Source organism: Streptomyces tubbatahanensis (assembly GCF_022699385.1).
Classification (GTDB): domain Bacteria; phylum Actinomycetota; class Actinomycetes; order Streptomycetales; family Streptomycetaceae; genus Streptomyces; species Streptomyces diacarni.
Genome location: NZ_CP093846.1, coordinates 1,816,602 through 1,835,830 on the forward strand (window position 1 = coordinate 1,816,602; position 19,229 = coordinate 1,835,830).

Sequence of the window (19,229 nt, forward strand, 5' to 3'; positions counted from 1 at the left end):
TCCGGGGCGCGGTCCGCTGAGTTTTTCTCCTGCGCGTCTCGCACCGGCACCGGGGTGCCACTGGCCGCAGTGTGCGGGCCGCGGGTGGAGTGTGGTTTGCCGCGCAGTTCCCCGCGCCCCTTCGGGGCCCCTCTCTACGTCACGGTGCGTGACGCGGCCCTGCCGTGACCTTCACATGATCCGCGCACGCGGCTTTGCGCGGGCACTCACGTGCGTGCTGCGTACGGTATGCGGACCCTCTTCCTGACCCCGATGGGTGACTGCCCGAGCCAACTGCGGCTTCGGGCCGCGAAACGTGTCCGCCATCTTCCCGTCACACACGGAGAGTTGAGGGAAGATCAGTTGGCGGCCTTCCGGTTCCGTGACGGTGATAACAAGAAAGTCACATCATCGACTGGACCTCTGCCCGTCTTCACAGGCTCGCCTTAGAGTCACCGCCAGTCACCGCGCCGCCGGGCGTGCATGACACAGCACCGATCTGTACCCCCGTACGGCCCGGCGCGCGACACGGCCACTCACGCACTCATGCCACGAGGGCCGCGCCTCGGGGAAAGGACTGATCGTGCGTCACCGTTCCTTGCTCATACTCACCACCACCGTCACGGTGGGAGCTCTCACCCTGTCCGCGTGCGGCTCGCGCGACGACAAGAGCGGGGGTGGCGAGGGTGGGGACAAGACCACCGTCGTCATCGGGCTCGACGCACCACTGACCGGCGACCTGTCCGCACTCGGACAGGGCATCAAGAACTCCAGCGAACTCGCGGTCAAGATCGCCAACAAGAACAACGAGGTCGACGGCGTCACCTTCAAGATCCAGGCGCTCGACGACCAGGGCCAGGCCGGCACAGGCCAGCAGAACGCCACCAAGTTCGTCGGCAACGACGAGGTCATCGGCGCCGTCGGCCCCCTCAACTCGCACGTCGGCCAGTCCATGCAGAAGGTCTTCGGCAACGCGAACATGGTGCAGGTCTCCCCCGCCAACACGGCGCCCGAGCTCACCCAGGGCCCCGACTGGCAGAAGGGCAAGAAGAAACGACTCTTCGACACCTACTACCGCACCTGCGCCACCGACGCCGTCCAGGGCCCGTACGCCGCCCAGTACCTGTTCGACAAGCGCAAGTTCAAGAAGGCGTACATCATCGACGACAAGAAGACCTACGGCGCCGGACTGGCGGGCACCTTCACCGACGAGTTCAAGAAACTCGGCGGCAAGGTCGTGGGCACCGACCACATCAACCCCGACGACCGCGACTTCTCCGCCGTCGCCACCAAGGTCGCCAAGTCCAAGGCCGACTTCGTCTACTACGGCGGCGAGTACCCGGCAGGCGCCCCGCTCAGCGCCCAGATCAGCAAGGCGGGCTCCAAGGCACTGGTCGTCGGCGGTGACGCCCTCTACAGCGAGGAATACACCAAGCTCGGCAAGAGGAACGTCGAGGGCGACCTCGCCACCTCCGTCGGAGCGCCGCTGGAGAGCCTCGACACCGCCAAGACGTTCATGCAGAACTACAAGAAGGCCGGCTACAAGCTGCCCTACGAGGCCTACGGCGGCTACGCCTACGACAGCACCAGGGCGGTCATCCTCGCCGTCAAGGCCGTCGTGGACAAGAACGACGGCAAGCTGCCCGACACCATGGACGACGCCCGCAAGCAGGTCACCGAGGCCATGCAGGACGTCACCTTCGACGGCGTGACCGGACAGGTCGGCTTCGACAAGTACGGCGACACCACCAACAAGCAGCTGTCCGTCTACGAGGTCAAGAACGGCAAGCACGAACCCGTGCAGACCGGCACCTTCAAGGAGAGCTGACCGGACCGAGCACCGCCCCACCTTTCAGCGAACAACGGCTGCGCGGGGGCGCTCCGACGCGCCCCCGCGCAGCCGAATCTGACACACCCAAGGAGTCCCCCGGTGCACGGTCTGCCGGATCAGCTGGCGAACGGACTCGCACTCGGCGCGTTGTACGGCCTCATCGCGATCGGGTACACGATGGTCTACGGCATCGTCCAGCTCATCAACTTCGCCCACGGCGAGATATTCATGATCGGCGGCTTCGGCGCGCTGACCGCCTACCTGTGGCTGCCCGACGGAACGGGCATGGCCCTCGCGCTCCCCCTGATGATCCTGCTCGGCGTCGTATGCGCCGTGCTCGTCGCCGTCGGAGCCGAACGCTTCGCCTACCGGCCCCTGCGCGGCGGCCCCCGGCTCTCCCCGCTGATCACCGCGATCGGCCTCTCCCTCGCACTCCAGCAGGCCGTCTGGGCCTTCTACCCGAACGCCAAGAAGGCCCGGCCCTTCCCGCAGCTCGGCGGCGGCGACCTCGACCTCGGCTTCGTCACCCTCTCCCGCGAGGACCTGTTCATCTTCATCTCCGCGCCCGTGTGCATGCTCGCCCTCGGCCTGTTCGTCGCCAAGACCCGCACGGGACGCGCCATGCAGGCCACCTCCCAGGACCCCGACACGGCCAAGCTGATGGGCATCAACACCGACCGCATCATCGTGATGGCCTTCGCCATCGGCGCCGCGTTCGCCGCCGTCGCCGCCATCGCACAAGGCTTCAAAACCGGCGAGGTCAACTTCCGCATGGGCTTCATCGCCGGACTCAAGGCCTTCACCGCCGCCGTCCTCGGCGGCATCGGCAACATCTACGGCGCCATGGTCGGCGGCCTCGTCCTCGGCGTCGCCGAAGCCCTGGCCACCGCCTACATCGGCAACATCCCAGGACTCGAACAGTTCGGCGGCGGCTCGTGGAAGGACGTGTGGGCGTTCGTGCTGCTCATCCTCGTCCTCCTCCTGCGACCCCAGGGCATCCTCGGCGAACGCCTCGCGGATCGGGCGTGATACCCATGACGACACACCACACCGACACCAGCGCGCACACCGCACCGGCAACCACCCGGGCACACCACTCCCCCACGCGCCGAGGGCTCCTCCCCCTCGGCGCCGACCCGCACACCAGCCGCAGGAACGGCCGCGTACTCGTCGGCGCCGGAGCGCTCCTCGCCTTCGTCTCCACGATGCTCGCCTGGACCTGGACCGCCGAGTTCCCCGGCGACCTCACCATCGCCCTCTACCCGGCAGGACTCCAGCTCCTCACCCTCGTCGCCGCCGTCCTGACCGCCGCCCTGCTGCTCGCCTCCGCAGGCGTACGCGGACTGCGCTGGCTCACCCCAGGCGGCAAACACAGCGCACTGCTGCTGATGGCCCTCGCCTCACTCGCCGTCACCTGGTACACCGCAGGCGCCATCGCCGTCGAACTCGGCGGCCTCGTCAACCTCGAACCCGGCATGTGGATCGGCGCCGCAGGCACCCTCCTCGCCGTCATCGGAGCCCTCGCACTCCCCGCCGACCTCGCCCCGGAAACCGGCGACGACACCCGCGAACCCGGGCCATGGGCGCGCCTCACCCACGCGCTCAAAGCACCCTCACCAGGACGCCCCACGCCCCTGCCCGACTGGGCCGAGATCCTCGTGATCTGCGCCTCCTGCGCGCTGGGCCTCTACGTCTTCGCCTACGGCATCGAAGCGGACGGCGGCCCCCCGTTCATCGGCTTCCTGATGATCTCCGCCTTCGGCTTTCCCGCCCTCCAGCGCACCGGGCTGCCCCGCCGGCTGACCGCCCTGACCGCCAAACACCGCGGCGTCACCCTCGCCGCCACCTTCGCCGCCGCACTGCTCTTCCCGATCACCCAGAGCAACGAGGCCTACACCAACATCGCCGTCAGCGTGCTGATCTTCGCCACCGTCGCACTCGGCCTCAACATGGTCGTCGGCCTCGCCGGCATCCTCGACCTCGGATACGTCGCCTTCCTCGGCGTCGGCGCCTACACCGCGGCCCTCGTCTCCGGAGCCGAGACCTCCGCCCTCGGCATCCACGTACCCTTCTGGGCCGCCGTCCTCATCGGCGCCGCCGTCGCCCTCGTCTTCGGCCTCGTCATCGGCTTCCCCTCCCTGCGCCTGCACGGCGACTACCTCGCCATCGTCACCCTCGGCTTCGGAGAGATCTTCCGCATCTCCGTACAGAACCTCGACGGCGACTCAGGACCCAACATCACCAACGGCCCCAACGGCATCCCCAACATCCCCGACCTGGAGCTCTTCGGCTTCAACCTCGGCGAACCCCACACCCTCCTCGGCTTCGAACTCGGCAGATTCGCCAACTACTACCTGCTGATGCTGCTGTTCACCGCCATCGTCGTCACCATCTTCCGGCGCTCCGACAACTCCCGCATCGGCCGCGCCTGGATCGCCATCCGCGAGGACGAGACCGCGGCACGCGCCATGGGCGTCAACGCCTTCCGGCTCAAACTCATGGCCTTCGCCCTCGGCGCCACCCTCGCCGGCATGGCCGGCACCGTCCTCGCCCACGTCGAGTTCTCCGTCAACCCCGAGTCCTACAAGTTCGTCCACACCGCGCCACCCAACTCCGCCTTCCTCCTCATCGCCGTCATCCTCGGCGGCATGGGCACCGTCAGCGGACCCCTCATCGGCGCCGCCCTCCTCTACCTCATCCCGGCCAAACTCCAGTTCATGGCCGACTACCAACTGCTGCTCTTCGGCATCGCCCTCGTCCTGCTGATGCGCTTCAGGCCCGAAGGCCTCATCGCCGACCGCCGCAAACAGCTGGAGTTCCACGAGACGGGACAACTCGACGTCCCCGACGCCACCGCACAGACGACCCCCGGCCTCCCCGGCATCGGCAAGACGGAGGCGTGAGGACCCCATGACGACACCCACCACCACGGCAGCCGAGAACCCCGCACCCCGCGAAGCCGGCAGCGCCGTCCTCGACGCCTCAGGCGTCACCATGCGCTTCGGCGGCCTGACCGCCGTCCGCGACGTGAACCTCACCGTGCGCGCCGGAGAGATCGTCGGCCTCATCGGCCCCAACGGCGCCGGCAAGACCACCTTCTTCAACTGCCTCACAGGGCTCTACATCCCCACCGAGGGAACCGTCAGCTACAAAGGCACCGTCCTGCCCCACCGCTCCCACCTCGTCACCCAGGCAGGCATCGCCCGCACCTTCCAGAACATCCGGCTCTTCGCCAACATGACCGTCCTGGAAAACGTCCTCGTCGGCCGCCACACCCGCACCCACGAAGGCCTCTTCTCCGCCCTCGTCCGCGGCCCCGGCTTCCGGCGCGCCGAACGCCACTCCGAAGACCGCGCCATGGAACTGCTCCACTTCACCGGCCTCGCCGACAAACGCGACCACCTCGCCCGCAACCTCCCCTACGGCGAACAGCGCAAACTGGAGATCGCCCGCGCCCTCGCCAGCGAACCGGGACTGCTCCTCCTCGACGAACCCACCGCGGGCATGACCGCCGTCGAGACCACCGCCACCCGCGAACTCGTCCTCGCCATCCGCGAACAGGGCACCGCCGTCCTCGTCATCGAGCACGACATGCGGTTCATCTTCAACCTCTGCGACCGTGTCGCCGTTCTCGTCCAGGGCCAGAAACTCGTCGAAGGCACCCCGGACATCGTCCAGAACGACGACCGCGTGATCGCCGCCTACCTCGGCACCCCCTTCGAAGGAGAACCCGGCGAAGCGGAGGCGGCCGAGGTCCGCGCGGCGGAAGAGGCGGAAGCCCGCGCCGCGGAAGCGGCCGAGGTCCGCGCCGCGGAAGAGGCCCGGGCGGCAACCACGGCGCAGGCAGCGCAAGCCGACCAGCCGGCGGACGCCCCGGAAGGGAAGGCAGACTGATGGCCCTGCTCGAAGTCGAGGACCTGCGCGTCGCCTACGGCAAGATCGAAGCCGTCAAAGGCATCTCCTTCTCCGTCGAAGCCGGCGAGGTCGTCACCCTCATCGGCACCAACGGCGCCGGCAAGACCACCACCCTGCGCACCCTCTCAGGACTGCTCAAGCCCCTCACCGGAAAGATCACCTTCGAGGGACAGGTACTCAACGGAGTCGGCGCACACAAGATCGTCTCCATGGGTCTTGCCCACTCCCCCGAAGGCCGACGCATCTTCCCCCGCCTCAGCATCGAGGAGAACCTCCAGCTCGGCGCCTTCCTCCGCAACGACACCGACGGCATCGCCCGCGACATCGACAGCGCCTACGAACGCTTCCCCATCCTCGGAGAACGCCGCCGCCAAGCCGCCGGCACCCTCTCCGGCGGCGAACAGCAAATGCTCGCCATGGGCCGCGCCCTGATGTCCCGACCCAGACTGCTCATGCTCGACGAACCCTCCATGGGCCTCTCACCGATCATGATGCAGAAGATCATGGCCACCATCAGCGAACTCAAATCCGCCGGCACGACCATCCTGCTCGTCGAACAGAACGCCCAGGCCGCGCTCTCCCTCGCCGACCACGGACACGTGATGGAGATCGGCAGCATCACCCTCTCCGGCACCGGAGACGAACTGCTGCACGACGAATCGGTACGCAAGGCGTACCTCGGCGAGGACTGAGCACGGGCACGGGCACGGGCTGAGGGGACACCCGCAGGCGCCCCTCAGCCCGTGCCCGCCACTGCCGCCACCGCCGCTACTGCTGCTTCTTGCGCTCCTCGCCGTCCGCGATGACCGCCTCGGCGACCTGCTGCATCGACAGCCTGCGGTCCATCGACGTCTTCTGGATCCAGCGGAACGCCGCCGGCTCCGTCAGCCCGTACTGCGTCTGCAACACGCTCTTGGCCCGGTCCACCAGCTTCCGCGTCTCCAGCCGCTGGGCGAGGTCCGCGACCTCCTTCTCCAGCTCCCGCAGCTCCGTGAACCGCGAGACCGCCATCTCGATGGCCGGCACCACGTCGCTCTTGCTGAACGGCTTCACCAGGTAGGCCATGGCACCCGCGTCACGGGCCCGCTCGACCAGCTCACGCTGGGAGAAAGCGGTCAGCATCAGCACCGGCGCGATGCTCTCCTCGGCGATCTTCTCCGCCGCGGAGATGCCGTCGAGCACGGGCATCTTCACATCGAGAATGCACAGGTCGGGCCGGTGCTCGCGGGCCAGCTCCACGGCCCGCTGCCCGTCGCCCGCCTCGCCGACGACGGTGTAGCCCTCCTCCTCGAGCATCTCCTTGAGATCCATCCGGATCAGGGCCTCGTCCTCCGCGATCACGACCCGCCGCGTCGCCGGAGGCACGTGCGCGCCACCGCTCGCCTCGGCAGCCGCCTCCACGGGCTCTGCACTCTGGACACTCTCAGACTCGGGGACGTCCGCGGCGCTCACTGGGCTCCTCGTTTCCGCACAGGTGGGACACACGAGCCTACCCAGGTCCTGTAAAGTAAGAGCACAGCGGGTGGGCGTAAGCCTTCGATTCCACTGGCCCCGGTAGTCCAATTGGCAGCAGACGATGGATTCAAAACCCATACAGTGTCGGTTCGAGTCCGACCCGGGGCACTTTACCTTCATTTCTAAGGCGTCAAGCGCGGGCGCATCATCTCACCCTTTCGGGCTAGCGGGCCCGCCTTCTCGCTCCTGAGTCGAACGGACAGTCCCATCCTGTTCGCATGTACGACCTCGCGACGAGGAAACACGCCCTTGCCCTCGTAGCCCAGGGCCGCAGCCTGAACTCGGTGAGCCGACAGACCGGCGTCTCCCGATGGTGCCTGCGCCACTGGCAACAGCGGCTCCATCCCAAGCAGCGCTACGCCGCCTGCGCCCGGTGCACCTCCCCGCCCGGCCTCCCCTCCGATGCCGCCGCCTACAGCTACCTCCTGGGCCTCTACCTGGGCGACGGGTGCATCAGCCGGCTCGCCCGCACCCACATGCTCCGGGTCGCCTGCGCGGACGCCTGGCCCGGCCTCATCGACGCCTGCGAGGACGCCATGCGTCGCGTACGCCCACAGAACCACGTCTTCCGCGTCCAGCGCCCCGGCTGCGTCAACGTCACCGCCTACTCCAGCCACTGGCCTTGCCTCTTCCCCCAGCACGGCCCCGGAAAAAAGCACCAGCGCCGCATCGAGCTGGAGCGCTGGCAGCAGGAGGTCGTCGGCGCACACCCCTGGGAGCTGGTACGCGGCCTCGTGCACTCCGACGGCTGCCGCATCACCAACTGGACCACGCGCACGGTCGGTGGCCGACCCAAGCGGTACGAGTATCCGCGCTACTTCTTCACCAACTCCTCGGAAGACATCGTGCGGCTCTACACCCGGACGCTGGACGGGCTCGGCGTCGAGTGGACCAGCACCCGGCACCGCAGCGGCGGCGACTCCGTCTCCGTCGCCCGCCGCACCTCCGTAGCCCTCATGGACGCGCGCATCGGCCCCAAGTACTGACGCACCGGTGCCCACGGGTCGCGTCTGGGGCACTATGGCGCGCATGGTCGTGTTGACGCGTGCGGAAGCGGAGAGCCGGGCTCGGGCGGTCAGGGTCGAGCGGTACGGGGTGGATCTGGATCTGACGCGGGGGGAGGAGGTGTTCGCTTCCACGACCGTGGTGCGGTTCGCCGTGCTGGAGGCGGGGGTGGACACCTTCGTGGAGGTGCGGCCCACGCGGCTGGTGGGGGCCGAGCTGGACGGGCGGGCGCTCGATCCGGGCGAGCTTGCCGAGGGGCGGTTGCCGCTGCGCGGCCTGGCGGCGGGGGAGCACGAGCTGCGGGTCGAGGCGTTGATGCCGTACTCGCGGCTGGGTGAGGGCATGCACCGGTTCACGGATCCGGAGGACGGCAACGCGTACGTCTACACGATGTGCTGCATGACGGACGCTCCGCTGGTGTTCGCGTGTTTCGACCAGCCGGATCTGAAGGCGTCGTTCGCGGTGTCGGTGACGGCGCCCGAGGGGTGGACGGTGCTGGGGAACGGGGTGGCGGCCCGTAGCGGGGAGGGCGGGCGGTGGGAGTGTGCGCCGACGCCGCCGATCAGTACGTATCTGATGGCGGTGGCGGCGGGGCCTTTCCACTCGGTGCGCACGGAGCACGCGGGGCTGCCGTTCGGGCTGCATGTGCGCAGGTCGCTGGGGCCGTATCTGGAGGCGGATGCGGCGGAGCTGCTGGAGATCACGCGGCGCTGTTTCGACCGGTATCACGAGCTGTTCGAGGAGCCGTATCCGTTCGACTCCTACGATCAGGCGTTCGTGCCGGAGTTCAACGCGGGGGCGATGGAGAATCCGGGTCTGGTGACGTTCCGGGACGAGTTCGTCCACCGGTCGGCGGTCACGGACACGGAGCGGCAGACGCGCGGCATGGTGATCGCGCACGAGATGGCGCACATGTGGTTCGGCGATCTGGTGACGTTGCGCTGGTGGGACGACATCTGGCTGAACGAGTCGTTCGCGGAGTACATGGGGTATCAGGTGCTGAGCGAGGCGACGCGGTTCACGGACACGTGGACGGATTTCGCGGTGGCGCGGAAGAGCTGGGGTTACGACGCGGACGAGCGTCCTTCGACGCATCCGGTGGCGCCGGATCCGGAGGGGGTGCCGGACACGGCGACGGCGTTGGGCAACTTCGACGGGATCAGCTATGCGAAGGGGGCTTCGGCCCTGCGTCAGCTGGTGGTGTGGCTGGGTGAGCGGGATTTCCTGGCGGGTATCAACGACCATTTCGCGCGGCACCGGTTCTCGAACGCGACGTTGGGGGATTTCCTCGATTCGCTGGCGCGTGCCTCGAAGCGGGACGTGCGGGGGTGGGCGGAGTGCTGGTTGCGGACCACGGGTGTGGACACGCTGGTGCCGCGGGTGGGCGAGTCGGAGGACCGGCGCTGGTATGTGGATGTGGAGCATGTGGGCCGCCGTCCGCACCGGCTCGCGGTGGGGCTCTACGACCGGGCGCCGGCGGACGAGTCGCGGTTGGTTCTGCGGGAGCGGCTGGAGCGGGACGTGCCCAGGGACGGTGGCCGGTTGACGATGACGCTGGATGGGCCGCGTCCGGATCTGGTGCTGGTCAATGACCTGGATTTCACGTATGCGAAGGTGCGTCTGGATCCGGTGTCGTGGGGTTCGGTGCGGTCGGCGCTGTCGGGGCTGCCGGGGCAGTTGTCGCGTGCGGTGGTGTGGAACGCGGCGCGTGACATGGTGCGGGACGCGGAGTTGGGGCCGTTGGAGTACGTGCGAACGGCGCGGGAGCATCTGCCGTTCGAGTCGGACAACGCGGTGGTGCAGGGGGTGCTGGCGTTCGCGCGGGGGCAGGCTGCGGACCGTTTCCTCGCGGGCGAGGAGCGCAGCGAGGCGTTGGGGCTGCTGTCGGAGCTGTGCCGTGATCTGCTGTCGTCCACGTCGGACGCGTCCGCGGGGACGGGCGCGCCCTCGGGTGCGGGCGCGTCCTCAGGTGCGGACGCCTCCTCGGGTGCGGGTGCGTCCTCGGGTGCGGACGCCTCCTCGGGTGCGGACGCGTCCTCGGGTGCGGGTGGTGGTGCCGGCTTGCGGTTGACGGCTGCTCGGTACTTCATCGACTGTGCGACGTCGCCTGGGGAGTTGGCGGAGTGGTGGGCGGCGGGTGAGGTGCCCGGTGGGGGCCCGGTGCTGGATGTGGAGTTGCGGTGGCGGCTGCTGTTGCGGTTGTCGGTGCTGGGTGCGGTGGGCGTCGCGGACATCGAGGAGGCGCGGGCGGCGGACGCGGGTGCGCGGGGTGAGGAAGCGGCCGCGCGGTGCCGGGCGGCGCTGCCGGACGCGGCGGCGAAGGAGGCGGCCTGGGAGGCGATGTTCGGTCCTGGTGACGCGCTGTCGAACTATCTGTTCACGGCGACGGCGCAGGGTTTCTGGCAGCCGGAGCAGGCGGGGTTGCTGGCGGGGTTCCCGGCGCGGTACTTCGCCGAGGTGGTGCCGTTGGCGGCGCGGCGCGGTCCGGCGTTGGCCGAGGTGGCGGGGCGGTACGCGTTTCCGGCGGCGTTCGTGGACGAGGAGACGCTGAGCCTGGGTGAGGAGTGTCTGACGCGGCAGGAGATGGTGCCCGCGTTGCGGCGTCGGCTGGAGGATCAGCTGGATGATCTGCGGAGGGCGCTGGGGGTGCGTACGGCGGTGGGGTGAGCAGGCGGGGCCGGGGAGGCGGGCTACCACCTTCGGGGGAAGTAGGTCGCGGATCGTGGGGTGCGGGGCCGCGCTGCACGTAGGTTAGGTAGGCCTAACCAAGCGTGGCTGCCGGTGCGTTCGGCGGCCACCGTGTACCGAACGAAAGAGCCGTGCCCTATGTCTGCGTTCACCGTCGATGGCCTGCACGAGACCGCTCCCGGCGCCGAGGCGGGCGGTGAAGCGGACGTCGGTCTGCTGGCGGGTGGTGGTGGCGGGCCCGCCGCGCTCCGTCCGTTGCTGGGGACGGTGCTGGCGGCGTTGGAGCGGGGAGCCGTGGAGCGCGGGGGTCCGTTGCCTGCGGGTGGGCCGCGGGAGGTGTCGTGGCGGGTGCGGGCGGCGGCCGGTGCGGTGCTGCCCGAGGTGGGTGCGGGTGCGGGTGCGGCGCTGGACGCACTGGTGGGTGCGGTGGCGGCGGGTGCGGCCGATCCGGCGGAGCCGTTGTGCGCGGCGCACCTGCACTGCCCGCCGTTGGCGGTGGCGGCGGCGGCCGATGTGGCGGCCAGTGCGCTGAATCCGTCGATGGACTCGTGGGATCAGGCACCGGCGGCCTCGACGCTGGAGGCGATGGTGTGCCGGGAGCTGGCCCGGCTGGTCTTCCCTGACGTAGAGGGCGCGGACGGCGCAGCCGGCACGGACGGCGCAGCCGGCGCGATCGACGCGGAGGCGGATGCCGGTGCCCGTTCTGGCCCGGGCACGGACGCGCTCGCGGACACGTACACGGACACGAAAACGGGCGCGGGCGCGGGCCCTGACGCGCTGGTGACGAGCGGTGGCACGGAGGCGAATCAGCTGGGGCTGCTGTTGGCTCGCCAGGCGGCTCGGGCCGTCGGCGGTCAGGTGCGGGTGGTGTGCGGGGCGAACGCGCACCACAGCGTGCACCGTTCGGCGTGGCTGCTGGGTCTGGCGCCGCCTTTGGTGGTGCCGACGCCGCGCGGGGTGCTGGAGCCCGAGGCGCTCGGGGTGGCGCTGGACGGGCTGGAGGGGGCGCCCGCGCTGGTCGTCGCGACGGCGGGGACGACGGACACCGGTGACGTCGATCCGCTGGCGGAGCTCGTCGGGGTGGCGCGCGGTCACGGGGCGCGGGTGCACGTGGACGCGGCGTACGGGGGCCCGCTGTTGTTCAGTGAGCGGCTGCGGGGACGGCTGGCCGGGCTGCGGTGGGCCGACAGCGTCTCGTTCGATCTGCACAAGTTGGGGTGGCAGCCGGTGGCGGCGGGGTTCTTCGCCGTTCCTGACGGGGCGGCGCTGCGTCCGCTGGAGCACTGTGCGGACTATCTCAACGCGGATGACGACACGGAGGCGGGGCTGCCGGATCTGCTGGGGCGTTCGCTGCGGACGACGCGCCGCCCTGACGTGTTGAAGGTGGCGGTGACGCTGCGGGCGCTGGGGCGTGCGGGGATGGCGGGGCTGGTGGAGCGTACGTGTGCGGCGGCGGTTCAGCTGGCGGAGCTGGTGGCGGGCACGGAGGGGTTCGAGCTGTATGCGCGCCCCGCGCTCTCGACGGTGGTCTTCCGTCCGGTGGGCGGGGACGACGCGCTGGTGGCCGGGGTGCGCAGGCGGCTGCTGGAGCGGGGGCAGGCGGTGCTGGGCCGGGCTTCGCTGGGGGGCGGCCTGTGGTGGAAGGTGACGTTGCTGAACCCGCTGGTGGCGCCGAGTGATCTGGCGGCGCTGGTGAAGCTGGTGGAGGAGGCTGTGGAAGAGGCCGTGGTGAAGGAAGCCGTGGCGGAGGAAGCCGTGGTGGAGGGGGCGGACGCGTGAGGGGGGCACAGGAGGCGGCGCGGGTGGCTGTCGCGGAGGAGCCTGAGCCGCTGGATGTGGCGGGGGTGGGGCTGGGCCCGTTCAATCTCTCGTTGGCGGCGCTGGGTGACGGGGTGCCGGGGTTGCGGGCGGCTTTCTACGAGCAGCGGTCGTGTTTCCGCTGGCATCCGGGGCTGCTGATCGAGGGGGCGACGCTTCAGGTGCCGTTTCTGGCCGATCTGGTGACGTTGGCGGATCCGGCGAGCGAGTGGTCGTTTCTGCGGTTTCTGCGGGAGCGGGAGCGGTTGTTCCCGTTCTATTTCGCGGAGCGGTTCCACATCGAGCGCGCGGAGTACGACGCGTACTGCCGGTGGGTGAGCGAGAACGTGCCGGGGCTGTATTTCGGGCATCAGGTGGACGCGGTGCGCTGGGATGCGGAGCGGGGGCTGTTCGAGGTCGATTTCACGCAGGTGGACGCCCGGGGTGAGGCGGCGGCGCTGGGCAGGTCGTTCGCGCGGAACCTGGTGTTGGGCATCGGTACGGCTCCGTGTGTGCCGGAGGGGTTGCGGCCGCAGGCGGAGGATCCGGCGGTGCCGGTGTACCACTCGGCGGAGTATCTGGCGCACCGGGAGGAGTTGGCCGCGGCGGAGCATGTGACGGTGGTGGGTTCGGGCCAGTCGGGTGCCGAGGTGTTCTTGGATCTGTTGCGGCGGCGTCCGGTGGGGCGTGAGGGGCTGCACTGGTTGACGCGCAGTGCGGGTTTCGCGCCGATGGAGTACAGCAAGCTGGGTCTGGAGCATTTCACCCCGGATTACACGCGCTATTTCCACGGTCTGTCCGAGCGGGTGCGGGAGGGGCTGTTGCCGCGGCAGTGGCAGTTGCACAAGGCGGTGGATGTGGAGACGTTGGCGGCGGTGCACGACGAGCTCTATCGCCGGGCGTTGGCGCTGGACGGCGGCTGGCCTGAGGCGGTGCTCACTCCGGGGGTGCGCGTGTGTGCGGTGGAGGGGCCTGGCGGGGGGCGGTTGCGGCTGCGGCTCGACCACGCCGAGCAGGGTGAGCGTGCGTGTCTGGCGACGGACGCGGTGGTGTTGGCGACGGGGTACGCGGAGCGTCCGGCGGGCGGGTTGTTGGGGGCGCTGGAACCTTATCTGCGGCGGGACGGTGCGGGGCGGCCGCTGGTGGACGAGGAGTTTCGGATGGTGCTGGACCCCGCGGTGACGGGTTCGGTGTTCGTGCAGAACGCGGAGCGGCACACGCACGGGGTGGGTGCGCCCGATCTGGGGCTGGCGGCGCATCGCAGCGCGGTGATCCTGAACGCGTTGACGGGCCGTGAGTGTTATCCCCTGCCGGGGCGTACGGCGTTCACGACGTTCGGGTTGCGCGGTGGCCGTTCGGGGGCGGGTGCGGCGGGGCGGTCTGCCACAGTGGGCGTATGACTGAGATATCCGGTGGCCCGCTGTCGCCCGACTCGCCGTCGTCGTCCGGTTCCGAGCAGGGTGGGGGCGGCCCGGGTGGCCTGGCCGCCGGTTGCGGGGACGCGTCGGCCGTTCCGTACGGCACACCGCGGGCGCCGCGGGTGGCGGTGCGCGGGGAGGCGAGTGTGGAGTTCGATCCGGAGTACGCGCGGATCGATGTGACGGTCTCCGCGCGCGGCACCGACCGGCGGACGGCGCTGGAGGATCTGACGCGGCGCAACGCGCGGGCGCTGGAGCTGGTGCGGGGGTACGGCGACGCGGTGGAGAAGCTGTCGACGGGCACGTTCAGTGTGCAGCCGCAGCTGAGCGACAAGAGCCGCAGGGAGCGGGTGCACGCCTATCAGGGGCGGGTTCGGCTGAATGCGACGGTCACGGATTTCACGGTGCTGGGTGAGCTGACGTCGCGGCTGGGGGATCTGGAGCTGACGCAGGTGGAGGGCCCGTGGTGGGGGCTGTGGCGGGACTCGCCCGCGCATCGTGAGGCGCGGCAGCAGGCGGTGCGGGAGGCGGTGACGCGGGCGCGGGAGTACGCGGAGGCGGTGGGTGCGGGCCTGGTGGCGCTGGTGGAGCTGGCGGATCTGGGTGCGGAGAGCGCGGCGCCGCAGCTGCCGGCGGCGCCGGGAGCCTCCTTCCGCGGGTACGGGGGGCCCGCGGGGCCGCCGCCCGAGCTGGATCTGGAGCCGCAGCGGCAGACGGTGCGGGCGCACGTGAACGCGCGTTTCGTGATGAGTGTGCCGCGTCTCGACTGACGAGACGGGGAAGCGTTTTCCGGCGCTCATCAGAGCGAGCGCGCGCGCAATTTATTAGTTGTCTTCGAGGATCAATGTCCTTTCGGTAAAGGCCGGTTGGACAATTGCCGGGCGACGGAGCTGTACGCGTCGGTAACTCGTAGGGTCGACCTATGCGCCGAGCAAAGATCGTCAGCACCTTGGGACCGTCGACCGACTCGTACGAGCAGATCAAGACGCTCGTCGAGGCGGGAATGGACGTCGCCCGGTTCAACATGAGCCACGGAACACACGCCGAGCACGAGGAGCGCTACCACCGGGTGCGCGCGGCCTCTGAGGAGACGCAGCGGAGTGTGGGGGTGCTGGCGGACCTTCAAGGTCCGAAGATCCGGCTGGGCCGTTTCCGGGAAGGGCCTGTACTCCTTGAACGGGGCGACGAGTTCGCGATCACCGTCGAGGAGGTCGAGGGCGACCGCTCGGTGTGCGGTACCACCTACGAGGGGCTGGCCGCCGATGTGACCGCCGGGGAGCGCATCCTGGTCGACGACGGCCGCGTCACCCTCGAGGTGACCCGCGTGGAGGGCACGGTCGTGCACACGCTGGTCGTCGAGGGCGGCATGGTCTCCGACCACAAGGGGCTCAACCTGCCGGGCGTCGCCGTCTCGGTGCCGGCGCTCTCCGACAAGGACGTGGCGGACCTGCGCTGGGCGCTGCGCACGGGCGCCGACATGATCGCGCTCTCGTTCGTGCGCAGCGGGCACGACATCAAGGACGTGCACCGGGTCATGGCCGAGGAGGGCCGGTGGCTGCCCGTCCTCGCCAAGGTGGAGAAGCCGCAGGCGGTGGCGAACCTGGAGTCGATCGTCGACGCCTTCGACGGCATCATGGTCGCGCGCGGTGACCTGGGCGTGGAGATGCCGCTGGAGCAGGTGCCGCTGGTGCAGAAGCGGGCGGTCAAGCTGTGCAGGCGGAACGCCAAGCCGGTCATCGTGGCCACCCAGATGCTGGACTCGATGATCGAAGCGTCCCGTCCGACGCGCGCCGAGGCCTCCGATGTGGCCAACGCGGTGATGGACGGCACCGACGCCGTGATGCTCTCCGGTGAGACGAGCGTGGGCAAGTATCCGACGGAGACGGTGCGCACGATGGGCCGGATCGTGGAGGCGGCGGAGGAGGAGATGCTCGCCAAGGGCCTGCCACCGCTGACCGAGAGCAGCAAGCCGCGCACCCAGGGCGGCGCGGTGGCCCGCGCCGCCGCCGAGATGGGCGACTTCCTCGGCGCGAAGTTCCTGGTGGCCTTCACGCAGTCAGGCGACACGGTGCGCCGGCTGTCCCGCTACCGCTCCCCCATCCCCGTGCTGGCGTTCACGCCCGACCAGGCGACCCGCTCGCAGCTCAACCTGACCTGGGGCGTGGAGGCCTTCCTCGGCCCGACGGTGCAGTCCACGGACGAGATGGTGGACCAGGTCGACGAGATGCTGCTGAAGCTGGGCCGGTGCGACCACGGCGACCTGGTCATCATCACCGCGGGCTCCCCGCCCGGCGTCCCGGGCTCCACGAACCTGGTGCGGGTGCACCGCCTGGGCGAGGAGGACTGCTGAGGGCGGTCCGCGCGCCGCGCGGCGAGAAGGGCCGCTGAGCGCTCCTCGCCGCCGCGGCAGTCCCCCGCCCCGTCCGGCGTAGGGTCTGGCGCATGGATCCGAACGAGCCGCTGTTCAAGCACAATCCCCGCAGGGGCTTCAACCAGAACCGCCATGTCCTCAACTGGAAGAATCCGACGGGGCGGTTCCTGATCGTCCTGTTCTGGGTCGGGGCCGTCGTCATCGGGCTGCTGGCGCTCACGCACGCCGGGCCGTTCGCCCCGCCGCCCGAGTCGAGCCCCTGACGGGTTTGCGGGCTCAGTGCGCCCCGGGGGCGTTCGCTCGCCCGCCGGGCGGGACGCCGTCGGCGATCTGCTCGTGGTGGCGGATGACCTCCGCGATGATGAAGTTGAGCAGCTTCTCCGCGAAGGCCGGGTCGAGTTTGGCGTCCTTGGCCAGACCGCGCAGCCGTTCGATCTGGCGGGACTCGCGGGCCGGGTCGGCGGGGGGCAGGTCGTGGTCGGCCTTGAGCCTGCCGACGCGCTGCGTGCACTTGAAACGCTCCGCGAGCATGTGCACGACGGCCGCGTCGATGTTGTCGATGCTGTCCCGCAACGCGCCCAGCTCCGCCCGCACGGACGCCTCGGCCTGCTCGATATCGCTGCTGCTCATCGCCCGAGCTTAACCGTCACCGCCCTCGCGCTGCGCGCCCCGGGCCCGGCATCCCAGGTGCTGGACAGGGGCGGTGTGACCCACGGAACAGACAGGTTCGGACAGGTACGTCTACGCTGCGGACATGTCCGAACAGGCACACAAGCACCACCGGGTGGCGCGCATCCTGAGCCGGGAGATCAGGGGCGGCGCCCTGCCGGACGGGAGCCGGCTGCCGGGCGAGCACGCGCTGACCGAACGGTTCTCCGTGAGCCGCTCGACCGTGCGGGCCGCCCTGCGTTCCCTCGCCGACGAGGGCCTGGTGCGCACCCACCCCGGCATCGGCTCCTTCGTCAGCTTCGACGGCGCCCCGCTGGACAACCGGCACGGCTGGAAACAGGCGCTGACCGAGCAGGGCGGCGTCACGCCTTCGACGACGGTGCTGCGCCTGGAGGCCGTACGCGACCCCGCCCTCGGCGCGGAACTCGGCCTGGGGAGCGACAGGTTCCTCGCCGTCGACCGGATGCGCTCCCTCGCGGACGGCGCGCGGGTCTCCCTCGAACGCAGCCGCGTGCCGCTCTCCCGGGGGCTGGAGGAGGTGCCGCGCACCGGCCTCGTCGACGGGTCGCTGACCGCGACCCTGGCCGCGGTCGGTCTCGTGGTCGCCTCCGGAGAGCAGCGGGCCACCGCCGTACCGCTGGACGCGGCCGACGCGGCCCAGTTGCGGCGACCCGCGGGCACCTCGTTCCTGCGGGTCACCCGCATCGGGCGCTCCCCCGAAGGGACCGTCCTCGAACACGTGGTCAGCCTGCTCGACCCCGCACGATTCGAACTGCGCACCAGCTTCGGCGACCCCCACTGACCTCCACAGCCCACACGACGGACACGGCCTCACCCGGCAGGGCACGACAGACACGCGCACGACAGACACGCGCACGACCCACCAGCACGACCGAGAAGGACAGCGGCCCCTCATGCACCATCCCCCGCCCCCACCGCACCACCCCGCCACCGACCGCGCGCTGGGCGCCCTGTGGGGGCTCGCCCTCGGAGACGCGCTCGGCATGCCCACCCAGATCATGTCCCGCGACGCGATCGCGGCCCGCTTCGGCGAGGTCACCGGCTTCGAGGAGGGCCCGCCCGACAACCCGGTGGCGGCGGGGCTGCCCGCCGGGAGCATCACCGACGACACCGACCAGGCCCTCCTCGTGGGCCGGCTGCTGGCCGACGGCGGCGGTCGCATCGACCCCGAGGAGTTCGCCCGCGCCCTGCTGGCGTGGGAGGCGCAGATGAAGGCGAAGGGGTCCTTGGACCTGCTCGGGCCCTCCACGAAGGCGGCGCTGGACGCGGTCACGCGCGGGGTGCCGGTCGCCGAGGCCGGCAGGTCGGGGACGACCAACGGTGCCGCCATGCGCGTCGCCCCTGTCGGCGTGGCCTTCCCCCCGCGGCCCCTCGAGACGTTCCTCGACCGGGTCGTGGAGTCCTGCCAGGTCACGCACGACACCACCATCGGGATCGCCGCGGCGGCGGCCGTCGCCGCTGCGGTGAGCAGCGCGGTGGACGGCGCGACGCTCGACGAGGCCATGGACGCGGCCGAGACCGCCGCGGCGGCGGGCGCCCGGCGCGGCCACTGGGCGGCGGGCGCCGACATCGCGACCCGTATCCGCTGGGCGCGGCGCACGGTGGCCAAAGTGCCCGAGGACGAGGCCGTCCGGCTGATCGGGGCGCTGATCGGTACCAGCGTCGCCAGTCAGGAGTCGGTGCCCGCGGCGTTCGCGGTGCTCGCCCTGGCAGGTGACGACCCGTGGCGGGCCTGCGTGCTGGCCGCCAACCTGGGCGGCGACTGCGACACCATCGGTGCCCTGGCCGGTGCCGTCTCCGGCGCGGTGGCGGGCCTGAGCGGGCTGCCCGCCGACGCGGTGGGGACGCTGCGCACCGTCAACGGGCTGGACATGGAGCCGCTCGCGGCCCGGCTGTTGGAGCTGCGCGGTGCGCCCCCGCCCGCGGGTACCGCCTGAGGGCGGGGCCCCAGAGCGCCGCAGTGCGCCGCAGTCCGGGCCGCACCGCATACGTCATCGCCGGTCTTTTGACCGAGCACGAC

The 19,229-nt window shown here is 70.5% G+C and carries 16 protein-coding genes and 1 tRNA gene; 15 read left to right on the forward strand and 2 right to left on the reverse strand.

Annotated features, from left to right (window positions below):
• Positions 1 to 562: 562 nt before the first annotated feature.
• The 5 genes from MMF93_RS07840 to MMF93_RS07860 all read left to right on the forward strand — a co-directional run bounded on the left by MMF93_RS07840 (position 563) and on the right by MMF93_RS07860 (position 6,417).
• Positions 563 to 1,807: a branched-chain amino acid ABC transporter substrate-binding protein gene (locus tag MMF93_RS07840; RefSeq protein WP_242750416.1), complete on the forward strand. Its 1,245-nt coding sequence runs from the start codon at positions 563 to 565 to the stop codon at positions 1,805 to 1,807.
• A gap of 102 nt (positions 1,808 to 1,909) precedes the next feature.
• Positions 1,910 to 2,839, forward strand: a complete 930-nt coding sequence (locus MMF93_RS07845) for a branched-chain amino acid ABC transporter permease (RefSeq protein ID WP_242750418.1) — start codon at positions 1,910 to 1,912, stop codon at positions 2,837 to 2,839.
• 5 nt (positions 2,840 to 2,844) lie between these two features.
• On the forward strand, positions 2,845 to 4,713 hold the full coding sequence (locus MMF93_RS07850; RefSeq protein WP_242750420.1) for a branched-chain amino acid ABC transporter permease: 1,869 nt from the start codon (positions 2,845 to 2,847) through the stop codon (positions 4,711 to 4,713).
• Between the two features lie 7 nt (positions 4,714 to 4,720).
• The gene (locus MMF93_RS07855) at positions 4,721 to 5,704 is read left to right on the forward strand and encodes an ABC transporter ATP-binding protein (protein ID WP_242750422.1); all 984 of its coding nucleotides are present in this window, start codon (positions 4,721 to 4,723) and stop codon (positions 5,702 to 5,704) included.
• Positions 5,701 to 6,417, forward strand: coding sequence for an ABC transporter ATP-binding protein (locus MMF93_RS07860; protein ID WP_242757356.1), 717 nt, complete (start codon positions 5,701 to 5,703; stop codon positions 6,415 to 6,417). Before MMF93_RS07855 ends, MMF93_RS07860 begins: the two co-directional genes overlap by 4 nt.
• A gap of 76 nt (positions 6,418 to 6,493) precedes the next feature.
• Here the strand turns inward: MMF93_RS07860 and MMF93_RS07865 are convergent, their stop codons facing one another.
• The gene (locus MMF93_RS07865; protein ID WP_242750424.1) at positions 6,494 to 7,126 is read right to left on the reverse strand and encodes an ANTAR domain-containing response regulator; all 633 of its coding nucleotides are present in this window, start codon (positions 7,124 to 7,126) and stop codon (positions 6,494 to 6,496) included.
• 147 nt (positions 7,127 to 7,273) lie between these two features.
• Here MMF93_RS07865 and MMF93_RS07870 point away from each other — a divergent pair.
• From MMF93_RS07870 to MMF93_RS07905, 8 genes are all read left to right on the forward strand, one after another.
• A tRNA-Leu gene (locus MMF93_RS07870) sits at positions 7,274 to 7,348 on the forward strand.
• 110 nt (positions 7,349 to 7,458) lie between these two features.
• Positions 7,459 to 8,226, forward strand: a complete 768-nt coding sequence (locus MMF93_RS07875) for a transcriptional regulator (protein WP_242750426.1) — start codon at positions 7,459 to 7,461, stop codon at positions 8,224 to 8,226.
• Between the two features lie 43 nt (positions 8,227 to 8,269).
• Entirely contained in the window at positions 8,270 to 10,912 is a 2,643-nt protein-coding gene (gene pepN / locus MMF93_RS07880; RefSeq protein ID WP_242750428.1) for an aminopeptidase N, read from the forward strand.
• 159 nt (positions 10,913 to 11,071) lie between these two features.
• A complete protein-coding gene (locus MMF93_RS07885; protein ID WP_242750430.1) occupies positions 11,072 to 12,712 on the forward strand; it encodes a pyridoxal phosphate-dependent decarboxylase family protein in 1,641 nt (546 codons plus the stop codon).
• A 23-nt stretch (positions 12,713 to 12,735) separates the two neighbouring features.
• Positions 12,736 to 14,130: a lysine N(6)-hydroxylase/L-ornithine N(5)-oxygenase family protein gene (locus MMF93_RS07890; protein ID WP_242750432.1), complete on the forward strand. Its 1,395-nt coding sequence runs from the start codon at positions 12,736 to 12,738 to the stop codon at positions 14,128 to 14,130.
• A complete protein-coding gene (locus MMF93_RS07895; RefSeq protein WP_242750434.1) occupies positions 14,127 to 14,918 on the forward strand; it encodes an SIMPL domain-containing protein in 792 nt (263 codons plus the stop codon). The genes MMF93_RS07890 and MMF93_RS07895 overlap by 4 nt, the downstream gene beginning before the upstream one ends.
• A gap of 152 nt (positions 14,919 to 15,070) precedes the next feature.
• Positions 15,071 to 16,498: a pyruvate kinase gene (gene pyk / locus MMF93_RS07900; protein ID WP_242750436.1), complete on the forward strand. Its 1,428-nt coding sequence runs from the start codon at positions 15,071 to 15,073 to the stop codon at positions 16,496 to 16,498.
• Between the two features lie 92 nt (positions 16,499 to 16,590).
• Positions 16,591 to 16,782, forward strand: a complete 192-nt coding sequence (locus MMF93_RS07905; protein WP_242750438.1) for a hypothetical protein — start codon at positions 16,591 to 16,593, stop codon at positions 16,780 to 16,782.
• A 13-nt stretch (positions 16,783 to 16,795) separates the two neighbouring features.
• Here the strand turns inward: MMF93_RS07905 and MMF93_RS07910 are convergent, their stop codons facing one another.
• Entirely contained in the window at positions 16,796 to 17,149 is a 354-nt protein-coding gene (locus MMF93_RS07910) for a chorismate mutase (protein ID WP_242750440.1), read from the reverse strand.
• A gap of 124 nt (positions 17,150 to 17,273) precedes the next feature.
• On the opposite strand from MMF93_RS07910, the gene MMF93_RS07915 reads away from it, so the two are divergent.
• Positions 17,274 to 17,990 (forward strand): GntR family transcriptional regulator, encoded by a 717-nt coding sequence (locus tag MMF93_RS07915; protein WP_242750441.1) that lies wholly within the window; start codon positions 17,274 to 17,276, stop codon positions 17,988 to 17,990.
• A gap of 112 nt (positions 17,991 to 18,102) precedes the next feature.
• Positions 18,103 to 19,146, forward strand: coding sequence for an ADP-ribosylglycohydrolase family protein (locus MMF93_RS07920; RefSeq protein ID WP_242750443.1), 1,044 nt, complete (start codon positions 18,103 to 18,105; stop codon positions 19,144 to 19,146).
• Positions 19,147 to 19,229 lie beyond the last annotated feature (83 nt).

Excerpts from the sequence above, each read along its gene's own strand:
- MMF93_RS07850 (WP_242750420.1), top strand. The coding sequence starts at position 2,845 with ATGACGACACACCACACCGACACCAGCGCGCACACCGCACCGGCAACC.
- MMF93_RS07855 (WP_242750422.1), top strand. The coding sequence starts at position 4,721 with ATGACGACACCCACCACCACGGCAGCCGAGAACCCCGCACCCCGCGAA.
- MMF93_RS07875 (WP_242750426.1), top strand. The coding sequence starts at position 7,459 with ATGTACGACCTCGCGACGAGGAAACACGCCCTTGCCCTCGTAGCCCAG.
- pepN (WP_242750428.1), top strand. The coding sequence starts at position 8,270 with ATGGTCGTGTTGACGCGTGCGGAAGCGGAGAGCCGGGCTCGGGCGGTC.
- MMF93_RS07885 (WP_242750430.1), top strand. The coding sequence starts at position 11,072 with ATGTCTGCGTTCACCGTCGATGGCCTGCACGAGACCGCTCCCGGCGCC.
- MMF93_RS07895 (WP_242750434.1), top strand. The coding sequence starts at position 14,127 with ATGACTGAGATATCCGGTGGCCCGCTGTCGCCCGACTCGCCGTCGTCG.
- pyk (WP_242750436.1), top strand. The coding sequence starts at position 15,071 with ATGCGCCGAGCAAAGATCGTCAGCACCTTGGGACCGTCGACCGACTCG.
- MMF93_RS07905 (WP_242750438.1), top strand. The coding sequence starts at position 16,591 with ATGGATCCGAACGAGCCGCTGTTCAAGCACAATCCCCGCAGGGGCTTC.
- MMF93_RS07910 (WP_242750440.1), bottom strand. The coding sequence starts at position 17,149 with ATGAGCAGCAGCGATATCGAGCAGGCCGAGGCGTCCGTGCGGGCGGAG.
- MMF93_RS07915 (WP_242750441.1), top strand. The coding sequence starts at position 17,274 with ATGTCCGAACAGGCACACAAGCACCACCGGGTGGCGCGCATCCTGAGC.
- MMF93_RS07920 (WP_242750443.1), top strand. The coding sequence starts at position 18,103 with ATGCACCATCCCCCGCCCCCACCGCACCACCCCGCCACCGACCGCGCG.